12 protein-coding genes and 1 tRNA gene are annotated in these 14,683 nt (G+C 45.4%); 6 read left to right on the top strand and 7 right to left on the bottom strand.

Annotated features, from left to right (window positions below; translation table 11 throughout):
* Positions 1–112: 112 nt before the first annotated feature.
* The 4 genes from cobA to QT990_RS13865 all read right to left on the bottom strand — a co-directional run bounded on the left by cobA (position 113) and on the right by QT990_RS13865 (position 4,364).
* Positions 113–922: a uroporphyrinogen-III C-methyltransferase gene (gene cobA, locus QT990_RS13880; protein ID WP_333465343.1), complete on the bottom strand. Its 810-nt coding sequence runs from the start codon at positions 920–922 to the stop codon at positions 113–115.
* Positions 919–1,695 carry a sirohydrochlorin chelatase gene (locus QT990_RS13875; protein WP_333300307.1) on the bottom strand — a complete coding sequence of 259 codons (777 nt, stop codon included), beginning with the start codon at positions 1,693–1,695 and terminating at the stop codon, positions 919–921. Before QT990_RS13875 ends, cobA begins: the two co-directional genes overlap by 4 nt.
* Before the next feature lie 262 nt (positions 1,696–1,957).
* The gene (locus QT990_RS13870) at positions 1,958–2,641 is read right to left on the bottom strand and encodes a manganese catalase family protein (RefSeq protein WP_333107647.1); all 684 of its coding nucleotides are present in this window, start codon (positions 2,639–2,641) and stop codon (positions 1,958–1,960) included.
* A gap of 193 nt (positions 2,642–2,834) precedes the next feature.
* Positions 2,835–4,364 (bottom strand): serine/threonine-protein kinase, encoded by a 1,530-nt coding sequence (locus tag QT990_RS13865; RefSeq protein WP_333465342.1) that lies wholly within the window; start codon positions 4,362–4,364, stop codon positions 2,835–2,837.
* A gap of 607 nt (positions 4,365–4,971) precedes the next feature.
* Between QT990_RS13865 and QT990_RS13860 the strand changes: the two genes are divergently transcribed.
* From QT990_RS13860 to QT990_RS13840, 5 genes are all read left to right on the top strand, one after another.
* Positions 4,972–5,044 (top strand) — tRNA-His (locus QT990_RS13860).
* 368 nt (positions 5,045–5,412) lie between these two features.
* Positions 5,413–9,717, top strand: coding sequence for an AAA domain-containing protein (locus QT990_RS13855; RefSeq protein ID WP_333139441.1), 4,305 nt, complete (start codon positions 5,413–5,415; stop codon positions 9,715–9,717).
* Complete coding sequence (locus QT990_RS13850; RefSeq protein WP_333139443.1) at positions 9,695–10,597, top strand: hypothetical protein; 903 nt, start codon at positions 9,695–9,697, stop codon at positions 10,595–10,597. Before QT990_RS13855 ends, QT990_RS13850 begins: the two co-directional genes overlap by 23 nt.
* 129 nt (positions 10,598–10,726) lie before the next feature.
* The gene (locus QT990_RS13845) at positions 10,727–11,143 is read left to right on the top strand and encodes a XisH family protein (protein WP_333139445.1); all 417 of its coding nucleotides are present in this window, start codon (positions 10,727–10,729) and stop codon (positions 11,141–11,143) included.
* A complete protein-coding gene (locus QT990_RS13840) occupies positions 11,131–11,466 on the top strand; it encodes a XisI protein (protein ID WP_333139447.1) in 336 nt (111 codons plus the stop codon). Before QT990_RS13845 ends, QT990_RS13840 begins: the two co-directional genes overlap by 13 nt.
* A 176-nt stretch (positions 11,467–11,642) precedes the next feature.
* Here the strand turns inward: QT990_RS13840 and QT990_RS13835 are convergent, their stop codons facing one another.
* Both QT990_RS13835 and QT990_RS13830 read right to left on the bottom strand, forming a co-directional pair.
* A complete protein-coding gene (locus tag QT990_RS13835; protein WP_333139448.1) occupies positions 11,643–11,990 on the bottom strand; it encodes an S-layer homology domain-containing protein in 348 nt (115 codons plus the stop codon).
* Between the two features lie 219 nt (positions 11,991–12,209).
* Positions 12,210–12,959, bottom strand: a complete 750-nt coding sequence (locus QT990_RS13830) for a DUF3747 domain-containing protein (protein ID WP_333139450.1) — start codon at positions 12,957–12,959, stop codon at positions 12,210–12,212.
* Between QT990_RS13830 and QT990_RS13825 the strand changes: the two genes are divergently transcribed.
* The gene (locus QT990_RS13825; protein ID WP_333410838.1) at positions 12,951–13,145 is read left to right on the top strand and encodes a hypothetical protein; all 195 of its coding nucleotides are present in this window, start codon (positions 12,951–12,953) and stop codon (positions 13,143–13,145) included. The genes QT990_RS13830 and QT990_RS13825 overlap by 9 nt on opposite strands.
* A gap of 247 nt (positions 13,146–13,392) precedes the next feature.
* On the opposite strand, the gene QT990_RS13820 is transcribed toward QT990_RS13825, so the two are convergent.
* Positions 13,393–14,385 carry a ribose-phosphate pyrophosphokinase gene (locus QT990_RS13820; protein ID WP_333153616.1) on the bottom strand — a complete coding sequence of 331 codons (993 nt, stop codon included), beginning with the start codon at positions 14,383–14,385 and terminating at the stop codon, positions 13,393–13,395.
* Positions 14,386–14,683 lie beyond the last annotated feature (298 nt).

Raw genomic sequence — 14,683 nt, 5'->3', positions numbered from 1 at the left:
GTTAGTGGTTGGTTGTTAGTTGTTGGCGAGCATAACTAATCGCAAAAAAAGATTTAGCAGTAAGGTGCGCGGCGCGGCGCACCCTACGAGGATTTAGGGGCAATTTCTGCGCTTATCCTACAGTCTGAGAAACAGGCCGACAGCCCGACAAGATCGAGTGCAAATTGACGACATTTCCGATTACCGCGATCGCAGGTGCTGCAAATCCGATCGCCTCAACTTGCTCTACAATACTACCCAAAGTTCCGATCAATTCTTCTTGTTCCGGCCGCGTTCCCCAGCGCACTAATGCTATGGGCGTTTCTGCACTCAATTCGGCTGCTGTTAACTGGCCGATAATGTAAGGCAAATTGTGGATTCCCATGTATACTACAATGGTTTCGGAGCCGCGGGCGATCGCCTGCCAATTTACCTCCGGTCGATATTTTCCCGCTGATTCGTGACCGGTGACAAAGGTGACTGAGGAACTGTACGATCGATGTGTTAAAGGAATTCCTGCATAAGCAGGGGCCGCAATCCCAGAAGTTACACCGGGCACAACTTCTACCGACACTCCAGCTTTTACCAACTCTTCCATTTCTTCGCCACCGCGGCCGAAGATAAACGGATCGCCGCCTTTGAGACGAACTACGATCGCATTATCTCCAGCTTTTTCTATCATTAACTGAGTTGTTTCGTCCTGCATTAACGAGTGACGCCCTTTGCGTTTTCCGGCATCAATTCGTTCTGCTTGGGGGTTGATTGCTGCCAAAATTTGAGGGCTGACTAAAGCGTCGTAAATCACCACATCCGCGCACTCTAACAAAGCTTTTCCCTTCAAGGTCATCAAACCCGGATCTCCGGGCCCCGCACCTACTAAATACACTTTTCCTAAAGACATTTTTCTTGCTTCCTTTACCTCTTCTGTGCCTCTGCGGTTCATTTTTGAATTAAATTCCCAATTAAGTCTGCTAATTGTACACTTGGGCCTAGAGGATTTGCGAGATGAAGTTCCGCCGCAGGAAATTGCTGCTTTAGCTGTGCGACATTTTTGGCGATCGCATCTGTAATTCCTCCATTAAATAAGAAGTATGGCACAATTCCTATTTGCTGCTGTCCACCACGAACCAAACTGTCAATTTGTTCTGACAAACTCGGCTTTACCGACCAATAAGCGGTCTGTGCACCGAGTTTGCTGGCGATTTTCTCAACAGTCGAGTTACCTCCGGGCCGACGGCTGCCGTGAGATAATAAAATCCATTTTGGCAATAGCAGATTGGGGAGAAAAGCCACCTCTTCCATCTGACTTTTCACCAATTTTGTTAAGCCTGCTTCCTGAGAACCTAAATGCGGGCGCAATTCAATTTTTAGCTTGTCACCAAAAGTTTGTTGGGCAATTTCCACCTCTGCCGGTATGTCTTCGGCGACGTGAACTCCCGGCAATAAAAATACAGGCAGTATTTGCAATTCTGTCAGTCCCAGGGACAGTGTACGTTCGCCAAAACTGCAAATTTGTTCGTGCAGCGGTGCGGGGCCGAGTTCTAAGGTGGCGGTTGCGACTGCGGGGAATGAGTCAGCCAATGTTTGAGACAGCAGTTGACCTAGGTTTTCCAAAGCTAGTTGGGGTCTGGGGTCACGGCTGCCGTGAGAGACTAATAAATAGGTCGATCGCAATTTCAATATAGATTTGATGTTAATGTTCGAGCCGGATTTCAAATAATTATAACACCGTTGGGCGCGTGACTTGAAAAATACTCAACACAAAAGTTCGATATCCTAGGGTGCGTGGCTTAAAAATCAATAAGGTTCAGTTAAGGAAAATTGTAGAGAAAATGTTGGGTTTCGTTCCTCAACCCAACCTACGCACTGGGCTTAAATCTTCTAAGCCGCACACCCTCAAAAAGAAGGTGTGCGGCTTAAAAATTACTTAACACTGGGCTTAAATCTTCTAAGCCACACACGCTACACAACTCACAAATTAACCTTTGGGAGCGGGATCGGCAATGTATTTGAAAGTGGGTTCCGAGTTCCAAGGGCCGCGTTCATCCTTGCCATTTGTGGACAAGTTAAAGTAGAGATCTACGGTGTTATCTGGCGGAATGTTGCCGAACATCGGATCGGTGAGTTTACCGAGAGATTCCAGAGCTTTCATGAACATTTGAGTGTGAGAAATTTCGCGAGTCAGCAAAAACTGCAACGTCTTTTTCGTTCCCATATCCGGTGCTAGTTTAATCAACTCTTCGTAGGTTTGGCGGGCTCCTGCTTCCGCGCCGATATCAGCGCGCAAATCGCGCACCACATCCCCGCCTTCGTTGATATAAGCTGCTGTCCAAGCTTGACCTTGGCTGTCCAACAAGTGTGGGCCTATGCCACGCACGGCAAACAAAGTGCTTTTGTAAGCTTCTGTTTGGTCAACGTTTTTGGTGTGCATTTCTATGAGTTGGCCCACCATTTCTAAGTGGCTGAATTCTTCGATCGCAATATCTTGGAGCATATCCTTAATCCCTGGATTTTCACAGTGGAATGACTGCACCCAGTATTGCAAAGCTGCTGTCAGTTCTCCTGTTGCTCCGCCAAACTGTTCTAGCAGCAATTGGGCAAAACGGGGGTTGGCTTCGTCTACTGTGACTGCAGCCATTAATTCTTTTTTATGAAAAAACATGGATCGGTACCTCTTTTTAGTTCTGTTGTTAAAGTCTCAAGGATGGCAGACTTTATCTGTGTTCGCCTTAATCCATTGTGCGACAAGCGATCGCACCGAGCCTCGGTCGATGGATACATCTAGCTCGACAAATTTCTCTGCTTTCAGGTAGAGTTTAAATATGAAATTTTACTTAGTGAGTCGGTAGACCAAATTACAATTTACAAGCAGGATTATTGTCGCACTCGGTTAATTTTGCTGACAGGGCATCGAGGTGTCGCAGCCACTGAATGCCGCCAACCCAACTGCGAGAGGGGAGGTGTCCGATTGGTGCTTGCTGACTAAATTTAATCTGCCCTAAAGTAGTAGCAGAATTGTAGGTTTGCCAGTTGACCCGATCGCAAAATCTGATATAGTCTCCCTTAACGCTTTCATAAATTTGTTTTTGGACGCTGAAGCCAAACCGACCTTGACTGTAGTGCAGCCAAAGGCGATCGACTGTGTGCAAATCTTCGCAGGGGATCTGGTAAATTTGGCTAATTTCTAGCTGAGTTCCCGGTTGCTGGGAAAGAGATTGACACATCAAGCCCCAAGTTTCGCGATCGGCTTCTTTCCACTTTTTGTTTGACAAAAAATCTCGTAGTTTGGTATAATTAATTCCCCGTGCAGAAATCATGGTTTGATCGAGATTTGAAGTAACAGATAAGGGAAAAGTTTCTGCGGAATTGGCTACGGCATTTGTGGGTAAAATCGGAGAATCAGGAGTTGGTAGCGCGCTGATATCGGCCGAGTTGTCGCTATTATTAAGAGCAGGAGCGATGATCGGCTTTTTGGGCGAAAGCAAATGTTGATGGCGAATATCTAAAGCTGCTGTGATATCTTGCAAAACTTCCGTAGCAAAACTGTAACGCTGAGTGAGACGAGTTTGCAGCAATTTATCTAAAATTTCACCTAACTCGTCGCTAATACTCGTGGCTTTGGGAAGAAACTCGCGCCACCACCAACGCTCGTTGTTGCAGTCGTACATATCCAAGGGAGGAACTTGCGTCATTAGGCGAATGCAAGTAACCCCTAAACTGTAAAGGTCGCTAGCAGGAAATACTTTGCCGCGCATTTGTTCGGGAGCTACATAATCTTGACTGCCGATGAGCGTTGCTGAACGGAGTATCGCTGAATCAGTCAGGAGTTTGGCAATGCCGAAATCGATCAATACGAGTTTGTTGTCTGACTGTCGGCGGATAATATTTTCGGGTTTGATGTCGCGGTGAATTACGCGCTTGTCGTGGATAAATTGCAGCACGGGCAATAAGTCTTGCAGCACTTGCCAAATTTGCTCTTCATCGTATACACTCTTGTCTAATTCTTGTTTAAGAGTCGCTCCCTCTATAAACTCTTGAACTAAATAAATATGACCTTCTTGTTCAAAGCAGGCTAATAATGTGGGGATTTGCGGGTGTTTTCCTAGTTCGTCTAAACGGACGGCTTCTTGGCGAAATAATTCAACGGCTTTGTTGAAAATTTCGGGGTCACGGTCGTAAAAATAAAATTGCTTGACTGCACAGCGCGGTACAGATGGGATGTCTTGATCAATTGCTAGGAAAGTTTTACCAAATCCGCCTCTACCTAAAAGTTCAATCGGGCGATATCGCTGTCTCAGCAACAGGTTAAAGCCGCAGTTTAAGCAAAATTTGGCGGTGTGGGAGTTTTGAGGATTTTGACATTCTGGGTTGATACAGTAGCTCATATCGATTTTAGATTTTAGATTTTAGATTTTGGATTGCGGAGAAGAGTTTTTTTTAAACGAACCGCGAAGACGCGAAGCGGCGCGAAGGAATAGGGAAGAGAGAAGAGACAGAAGAGAGAGGGTTCATAACTGTCCCGCTTCTGGCGTTGTATTTTTCGGGCTGGACACCCCACAAGCATTTCATCTGAGATGTTGCACCATTCTCAATCAGGCTTTTAGGGGCGGGCTAGAAGAGCCCACCCTAAAAGAAATTCATTCTTTGTGGAACAGGCCGGAAAGCCTGTTCTTAAAAATGGTGCCAGAGGTGAGTTTTACCAAACTGGACTTTAGATGCGCCTGGGCTGATAAGGCTATTTTAATGCGCTGGATCGAATCGGGACGCTGCCAGAGCTGCCGAACCCACGCCGCATAAGTGCTGAGGGCGAGATAATTGCCGATCGCACAGGCCGATCGCGCGGAGCGAAAATTGTGCTATAGTCTTACTGTGCTTGGAACTTGAGGCACCATCGATCTGTCCGGTTCAGGGACGCTCAGAAATATTTCAAAATATTTTTGCCTTACCCCTAGACTTGTGCTGAGATATGATGCTATAGTTAAAACAGATACGGCGAGCGTAGCCAAGTGGTTAAGGCAGTGGTTTGTGGTACCACCATTCGTGGGTTCAAGTCCCATCGTTCGCCCTTTTGATTCTCAACTGTTTAATTCGATCGCCTCCGGGTGGGCTTCGGCACACCTTAATCTTTGGGATTTAGCGGTTCTGTCGGCATCATTTGTGTCAACTTAACGTTAAAAGTAGTATGGGTCTGCTGTTTGACAGTTAGGGAGCGATCCCCCCTAACCCCCCTTAATAAGGGGGGGACAAGAGCGTACTCAAAGTCAACCCCTACTCCCCTTATTAAGGGGGATTTAGGGGGATCTAGACTCAGCGAAAAGCGAGATTTCTCAGGGGTTTCAGGCTGGTTATTGACACCAATGTGTCGGTACAAGTTCCGATGTGCTAATCTTAAATCCAATCTAAAATCTAAAATCTAAAATCTAAAATCTAAATATGCCATCTTTAGTAACAGAAGATTGGGGATATAAATTTAGTGGCGATCGCACAATTAATAAGTTTATTCGGGATATAGAAGGAGAAGCGGCTTTAGGGAAATATTGCGATTGGGAATGCAGAGAACGTGCGGAAATTCTGATGTCGGAGATAGCTGGCAAATCCCACAGTCTTTTCTACGTGCGCCGCCAAAAGGTAAATGACAGATTTTCGGAAGAAGAAATCTGGGAATTGCTCCTTGCTACGGATGGAGATGATTTTGAATTACCCCAATTGTTGCAAAAAGCCGATCGCACTTTGCGGTTGTTAGCAACTGTACGCTGTGAAGACGGAATTGGCGGTTTAAAACTGCTGGATGCTGGTTTGGTGGCGGTTCCTAGAGGGAGGAAAGATGGGTATTCTTTGCCGGTTCAGTTGCGACTTTTGGCTAACAGTCGATCGCCAATTCCTGCAAAGTCGATCGCCCGCGTCCAACAAATGCCATTTTGGGACGACAGACACATACCAACTACGGAACAACTAAAAGTTTGGCATACTTTTTTAAATGTAGAAAAACGCATCGCCGAAGCGCGTCAATTTTGTGTACCTTTCCGAGCGCACAATTACGGTTCAGGCTTCAAAATCGTCACGTTTGAAATTGAGCGTAATTCCGCAACTCTTGATGGCTATGATGAAAATCCCTTAGAATTGGGCGACTTTCGCGAAAGGCTGAAAAAAGCCAGAAATGAAGAAATTATCCTGTTTGATTCGCCGCCCGGAAGCAGAAGCAGCCGAGATGGAGAGACATTGGGTAGCATCGCTGAAATTGACTTTGAACATGGTAAATTACGGATTAAGTTAGATGTTGATTTAGGATCTCGCATGGCGGGCGGCAGATATCAAATGCCCAAACAAGGATTCTTGTATTTTGAGGCGGCGGGCGATATCAGTCAGATTGAACGTAAGAAAAAAGCTTTAAAAATGCTGACAGATGGCCGCGCTCAAAATCCCTATTTGAGTGAGTTTTTATTCGACTCTTCTCAGGCGAGAATGCCCGAAAAAATGATTAAATTGGATCGGGAAAACTTATTAAATCGCAATGCTAATGACGATCAACTGGCCGCCGTAGAAACGGTGCTTTCGGCGCGGGATTTAATTTTGATTCAAGGCCCGCCGGGAACGGGCAAAACGACTGTGATTGCGGAGATTTGCTATCAAATTGCCCGTCAGGGTGGCAAAACGCTCATTGCTTCCCAAGCAAATTTGGCTGTAGACAATGCTTTGAGTCGGTTAGTTCACAATCCGGCGATTCGGGCTTTGCGGAAGGGAAAAGCTCATAAGGTGCAGGAAGAAGGGCAGCCGTTTTTGGAGGAAAATGCGATCGGCACTTGGCTGCAAAATACGGCGACTGACTGCGAAGAAAAGCTCTCGCAGCGCCTGACTAATGTCAAATCTTTGCGGCAGTTGGTGGCAGACTCAGAGCGATTTACCGCCTACTGTGCCGCAGAGAGAGATTTTTTTAATGAATTAAAACACCTGCACGACAGTAAAGCAAATATTGAGGAAAAGTGCAACCAGCAAGCAGCAGATTATGAACGGAATTTAACCGACAAAAGCGAGCTTGAATCTCTAGTTAGTGGGTTAGAAAATCTGCTGGATGCGCCTAATGTCAACTGGGAATCTCCCGAAGTTGCCGAGTTTATGCCCCGACTAAAACCCTATTCAGAAGGCAATGTTTTAGTAGAAAACTTTATGGCAAATGTGCGGATTGCCGCTAGCCATGCTATTCAAATAGGCTTCGATCGCCCTGCTTGCGGCGCGTTTGGGATTGCTGTTTGGCTGCAGGAAACTGTAGCGGCGCAAATATCGGAATTTAAGACGGCATTCGATCGCGCTGATGATATTTGTCACGCTATGTCAACGGTTGCAGAGTCGTTGCGGGTGTCGCGGCAGATGTCTGAGGCTGTGAATCAACTCGAATTGGGCGATCGGCAAAATCAGATACACCGCCAAAATCTCGAACAGAAAATCAAGAATTTGGAACTGCGAAAAGCGGAAATTGCAGCCGTTGTCGTCGCTGTTGCACAGTGGATTGAGACGGCTGATACGGGGCTCTATGAAGTTGTGAAAACTTGCTGGGAAACGGGCGCAATGCTGACGGATGATATGGTAGAATTGCCCGCAGGATTGCTGAAAATTGCCCGATCGCTCAAATTGCCGATCGTGCCGCCCAAATGCAAAATCAATTTGCCCGATTTGGATCGGTTGCAAAAGGCGATATCCCACGAAGAAACCGCAGGTTTTAAGGATCTACAAGGGCAACAGTTCCGGTTTAGCGAGTTTCTGCACCTAAATTTGAGTCAAACGCCGATCGTGCTCTCTGCGGGCGATCGAACACAGTGGCAGCAACTAGCCAAAGACTTCGCCAGCTACTCCCAAGTCAGCCAAAGTCAGCGCAAATTTATCATCGAAAAAGCTCGCACTTTCTTAGGTAGCATTCAACAATTTTACAGTCAATCCTTGCAGCCAAATCAGATCCAGGCTACCTTCGATCGCCTAGTCAAAGAATTGCTGCACAGTATCCTCGCCAATGCGCGTCAGTGCGTGGTTCCCCTGAAAACCGAAACCGAACAGCAGCTTATCAAACAGCAACAATTATTAGATAAAATCGGTCAAACATTAAGCCAGCAGCAAATAGCCGCCGCTAAACTTCAGGTAGAAACAGCGCAGCAAGAGGCAAACTTAAAAATTAGCGAAGTTACTAATTTATTGCAAGCAATTGTCCAACAGCCAAACGTCCCTGAAAAATTGCGAATTTTAGCCGAACAATATCTCGCCCAAAAATCGAATATTTGGGAGCAACCGCAGCAGTTTGTCAAGCAAGTTGAGGCTTGGAAAGCCAGCCTGATTCAGCTTGAAAAATCAATTGCTGACTTAGATCCTTTTGGGGTTTTGGAGACTATCAAAAATAGTCTTGACGAGCATTTATCCCCGCTGCAAACTGCGGCTGCAACTTCGCAGCAGCAACTCGCCGAACTTCAAGCAGAGTTGAGCGAAATTAACGCTCAACTGCAACAGCAGCAACCGACAGCAGCATTACTTGTCGAAAGAAATTGGTGGGAGTCAGCATGGCAAACTATCCCGACTCAATATCAGCCAGAAGTTCCGAATACAGGATTATTCACCGTAGCTTTTTTGAACAAAATTAAGCGTTTATTCAAAACTTGGCAGAGGAAATTAGAACAAGAAGAAACAGCGCTAAATCGTTCTCAAACCTTTGTGACAGATTGGATTCAAAAACTCCGCAATCCATCAGAAAAAGACCGCAACGATTTAAAGCAAATTTATATTGACAATGCCAACGTTATCGGCATTACTTGCGTGCAAGCTGCCAGTTTCGATTTTACTAAAAACTTTCCCAGCTTTGATGCAGTCATCATTGACGAAGTTAGCAAATGCACTCCCCCAGAGTTGTTAATCCCCGCTTTGAAAGGTAGAAAGTTAGTATTAGTGGGCGATCATCGGCAATTGCCGCCGATGTTTAATCAAAGTACGATCGACGATATTGCCGAAGACATCGGTTGTACCGGAGACGAATTAAGTTTTATCAAAGAATCTTTGTTCAAAGTATTGTTTGAAACTGCCAGCGAAAGCATCAAAAAAATGCTGACAACTCAATACCGAATGCACCCGCAAATTATGGGCGCAATCAATCAGTTTTACCAGCAAAAACTCAACTGTGGCATTCAGGAAGCAGACACCAAACGCGCCCACAACCTCGCAGGTAGAATCATTCAAGAAAATAATCACATTCTGTGGGTGAAAACGCCCGTGGCACAAGGGTTTGAAGAGGAAAAACAGGGTACTTCGCGGTTGAATGTCAAGGAGATTGATGCGATCGAGCGTTTGTGCGAACAAATGGAGACAGCTTGGCAGCCCAAAGTTGCCGACGGTGAACCACCGAAAGAAATCGGAATTATCACTTTTTATGCTGCTCAATTAAATGCAATTAAAGACAGAATCGAAGGGGAAAGATTCCCGGCTTTGAGCATCCGTACTGGTACGGTTGACATATTTCAAGGCATGGAAAGACCTGTAATTATTGTCAGCACAGTGTGCAATAATGTTAGGGGCGATATTGGATTTGCTAAGGAACCGGAACGGGTGAATGTGGCATTTTCCCGCGCTCAAGAATTGCTGATTGTTGTCGGCTGTCACGATTTATTTACCCAACAAACAGGTACAGTGGGAAAAATGTATCAGGAAGTTTCAAAAACGGTGCGTCACTGCGGAGGTTTTGTAGATGTTTCTAGCGTCCTCAACTAAACCAATTGACTCGAATTTAAGTTCGCTAGCCGAACAAATTGAGCAACAAAATCCGGGTTTGTCAGTGTTGGCGGCGCGTCAATTCCGCTTCGCAATCCGCCAAACTCCGCTGGAGGTGGCGGTTAGCGAACCGCGCGAGTTTAACGTGTTGGAAGAGTTCATTTTGCGGGCGGGTGTTGAGTTTGAACCTGCGCCAACTTTGAAGGAATTGGCGGATTTGCTGGGGTTAGACGAGATTTTTGTGAAGACTACGGCGGCGACTCTGGTTAGTTTGGAAAGCTTGGAGGTGGCTGAAAATGGCCAAATTGCGATCGCCCCGCAAGGTAGAGATTTTTTCGATAAAGGTGCGGTTAGTCGATCGCAAATTCAATCAATTTATGCCATTTCCGATCCGCTGAATCAAACTCTTACCTTTAAATTCGATGCTTTAGCCGCAGAATCGGTCAACTTACCCGATTTAGCAGATTTAGTGTCCCTCGAACATAAAATTAGCGACCTTGCGAATTTAAGTCTAGCAGAAATCCAGCCGTTAATTCAAGATTCCGGCTTAGGAATTCACGCCCCACAAAACGGCAAAATTGTCTCTGCTTGCGATGTCGTCGGCGACGATTTAGATATTTGGCAAACAGTCTCGATTTTTGTGTTGTTAGATGCGATCGAAAATAAAACTACTATTCAAGTTCGACAGGGAAAGCAAATATTAGAAACCGCATCAAACTTGCTAAACGAACTTGAATCCCAGCAAAAACTTTCCTTAAATGACTTGTGTAAAGTAACCCCAGACAGCGCACAGCAAGAATCAGAGACAATCCCCGTTCCGAAAAATCGGAAACCAGCCTCTAAGAAGAAACGCAAGGAAACAGAGTCAGGAAACAAGTAATATGAGGACTTTAGTCCTAATTAACTTAAAAATTGAAACTATTTATACAATTAGTATTGTACCGATTGACAATATACCGCGATTTCGGTATAATTAATAGTTATTTGCAATCGCGCTGAGAATTTGTTTGTGTCTGCCAAAGATACTTTCCACGAATCCGTAAAACGGGCACTTGAAAAAGAACAGTGGGTGATTACTGCCGATCCACTAAAGTTTAAGTTTGGCAATATTAAATTTCAGGTCGATTTGGGAGCTGAAAGGTTAGTCGCAGCGGAGCGAGGTGGGGAGAAAATTGCAGTCGAAATCAAAAGCTTCCTAAATCCCTCTGCAATTACAGACTTTTATGCTGCATTGGGACAATTTCTCAGTTATCGGCTGGGCCTGGCATCGGTTGAACCTAATCGGAAATTGTATTTGGCAGTACCCATTGACGTGTATCAAACATTTTTTCAGTCTCAGTTTACTCAAACTGCGGTACAAGAGTATCAGGTGTTGCTAATCGTATACGATCAAAAAAATGAGGTGATTGTGCAATGGACAAGCTAGCTCAATATCGTCAATATGTTCAGACATTAATGAGCCGTTATGCCGAAGAAGATGTTTCTGATGATGAAGTCGAAGTGCAACTTATCTGCGACACAGAACGAGATCATTATCAGTGGATGAATGTCGGCTGGGAACACTTAACCCGGATTTATCAAACCTTCATTCACATTGACATCAAAGATGGAAAAATCTGGCTTCAGCAAAATTTGACAGAGCAAAATCCTGCGGAGGAATTAGTTGCAATGGGAGTACCGAGAGAGGATATTGTTTTGGGATTGCAACCCCCATATAAACGACCGTATACTGATTACGGTGTAGCGTAAACAGTTGACAGTTGACAGTTGACAGTTGACAGTTGACAAATGTCCACTTAATATAGGGTCAGTCTCTTTAGAAAACACCAATTATTTTGTACTTCCTCCTGTGACGTACTATTATCATGTAGGGTGAGTCACTTGGGAAAATCCCAATTATTTTGCATTCGCTTCCGTGACGCACCCTACAATAATCCTACTAAGCCTTGACGCATTTCAGCATCCGTAAAGTAGCCGCCGCGTAATTGCGCTTTGCAGAATTCTCGAAAACAAACCGAGCCCATTTCGTTAATAGCAGCAGCAACAGAACAATAAGAAGACATTTGAGTAATAATAGAAGCAGCCCAATAATTCTGAATGTCTGAAAAAGTTTTAGACGGCTCTTTAGCAACTAAATTCGGCTGCATTCCCGCCGACAAACCAAATTCCGCCGCTCGACGGCGCACCGCACTCAATTCAGCGCGAGTGACGGGCTGCGTAGGTTTAAAAGTTGCATCTTGATAGCCACTAACTATCTTGTTGTCCCGCGCCAATAGAACTTTTCCCGCACTCCAGCGGGAAATATCAACTTCGCTAAATGGACGGATAGAAATATGGCTAGGAAATGTGATATTAGCGCCTTGTATTCATTTCAAAGATTCCCAAACTAAAGATACCAATTGCTCTGTGGTAACAGCAAGTTGCGGTCGAAAGCTATTGAATAGTAGATATCATCGGTAGCTATCTCCGAATGGTAGAAAAGCCAGTATTGCCTACGGTATTGGTATTTCCTGCGGTATTGGCTGCGGTATTGGTATTTCCTGCGGTAATGGCTGCGGTATTGGCTGCGGTATTGGCTGCGGTATTGGCTGCGGTATTGGCTGCGGTATTGGCTGCGGTATTGGTATTGGTATTGGTATTGGTATTGGCTCCGGTATTGCTTCGGTATTGCCTCCGGCATTGCCAATTTCTCCCGGTGCGGATTGATTGGTAGTGAAATAAAAGTGACCTAATGTGCGGCCTTGGTAAGCTCTTTTACTCAAGCGCCAAGCAGGATCGAGAGTGATTTTCATGAAGTCGTTAACATCGCCGTTTGTGCGACCGATAATCACCGATTTACCTTGGTAATCTACCGGAGTTCCCATTAGAAGAACATTACCATCAACACTTTCCAAACTTAGGGTGTATTTTAATGCTAAATCGGTGCCGGCCATGCGAATTGAAAAGCCGTTGCTGTCTGTTGCGCGACCACAAATACCGGTAAAATCAAAAGTAACTAATAACGGATCGACTTTCACGGGATTAGATCCGCTTTCGCTCCAGCATTTTCGCTTGTCAGATACTTGTTCTACAATTAGCAATTGGTGGCCGCCGTAAGGGCGGGGTTGGGCGATGACAATTACTCGCTCTTGGTTAATTTCGGTTTCGTCAAAAGTAAATGCTTTAGCCGAACCGATCGCGCCAAGTGTTAAAATTGCTGAACCTGCCAGTGCTGCCACTGTTCGTAGAAGTGAATGTTTCATGATTTTTCCCTATTGGCTCCTTATTGTGATGAGACTTATCTAGAATATAAAAAAGTCGCCCTCTTCCAACAACAAGATAGAATTTTACCATCTCTTGTTCCGGTGGTACCAAGTGCGATCGATCGGCGATCGTCACATTGGTTCGTAGTGAGAACTAAAGTCCGAGCGAATTTTATGAGGACTTGAGTCCTTACTACAAACTTATAACCGTTATTTTACCGAGGAACTGGATAAGCTGTTGGGCATCTAAATTGTATTTTCCGGGCGGGCGGGACGCCGACTCCACAAGAATTTGATGGGACTTGACAGTAAAATTTAGATGCGCCTGGGCTGATTACTTGCGGGAAACGATCGCACTATTGGGCAAAAAAACGGTGCGTTACACTCTTGTTAACGCACCCTAAAACAAACATTCAAAAAGCGCCTTTCCTGTCTAGCGGAACATACTACTTACAGAACTATCTTCGTGAATCCGCCAAATAGTTTCTCCGAGCAAATTCGCTACCGAAAGCACCGTCAACTGCTCAAAACGGTTCTCTTCCGGCACAGGAATTGTATTTGTAACAATTACCTCTTCCAAAATCCCGCTAGACAAACGCTCGATCGCCGGAGGCGAAAACACCGCATGAGTAGCACAAGCATAAACCTGCCTCGCACCCTCGCGGCGCAACAATCTCGCACCTTCAGAAATCGTGCCGGCAGTATCGATCATGTCGTCCACCAACACAGCAGTTTTGCCCCTGACATCACCGATGAGGTTCATCACTTCTGCCACGTTGTGAGCTTGGCGGCGCTTGTCAATAATTGCCAGGGGAGCATCACCAAGCTTTTTGGCAAAAGCTCTCGCCCTAGCGACTCCGCCAACATCCGGCGAAACCACAACAATATCCGTCAATTGCTTGCTCGCCAGATAATCCAAAAGCACCGGCGAACCGTAAACGTGATCGAAAGGAATGTCAAAATAACCTTGAATCTGAGCCGAGTGCAAATCCATCGCCAAAATGCGACCTGCCCCAGCTTCCGTAATCAAATTAGCCACTAATTTTGCCGTAATCGACTCTCTTCCGGCCGTTTTGCGGTCAGCCCTAGCATATCCGTAATAGGGAATGACAGCAGTAATTTGTCTAGCCGAAGCGCGGCGACAAGCATCGATCATAATTAACAATTCCATGAGGCGATCGTTTACCGGACAGCAAGTTGGCTGAATCAAGTAAACATCGCAACCCCGAATCGATTCTTGAATTTGAACGTAGAGTTCCCCATCAGCAAACCGCTTGCGAACCATCGGCCCCAAATCAATCCCCAGATAGCGAGCCACCTCTTGGGCGAGGGGAATATTAGCAGAACCGGAGAACAGCCGCAGACGGTCATGAGCGGAAACCGGCGGCTCGGGAAGCGGAAGCGGTAAAGTAGCAGAACGGATCACAGCAGGCCTCTTGCAGGACGTTTATTCCATCGCTATCTTACCATCTGAAACTAGAAATATTAGCCAATTTTTTAATAGATTTAACTTTCGGGGCGACCACAAGTGTTAACTTAGCCGAATTGAATAGGACTTGCAGAAATATCTCCGAGAAACCGGGTTTCTAGCCCACTTTCGGCACCCTCAACGGTCACAATCGGTTTTTACTTATTTTTATCCAGCAATAAAACTATAAGTTATACTAGAATACCGTACATTAACGGATAAATTACTTTTTAAGCGCATAATTTATTACTGTAAA

The sequence above is a fragment of the Microcoleus sp. T3_B1 genome (assembly GCF_036700445.1).
In the GTDB taxonomy this organism is placed as follows: Bacteria; Cyanobacteriota; Cyanobacteriia; order Cyanobacteriales; family Microcoleaceae; genus Microcoleus.
Note: the sequence above shows the minus strand (reverse complement) of the source record. Positions and strands in the feature narration are given on the sequence as shown.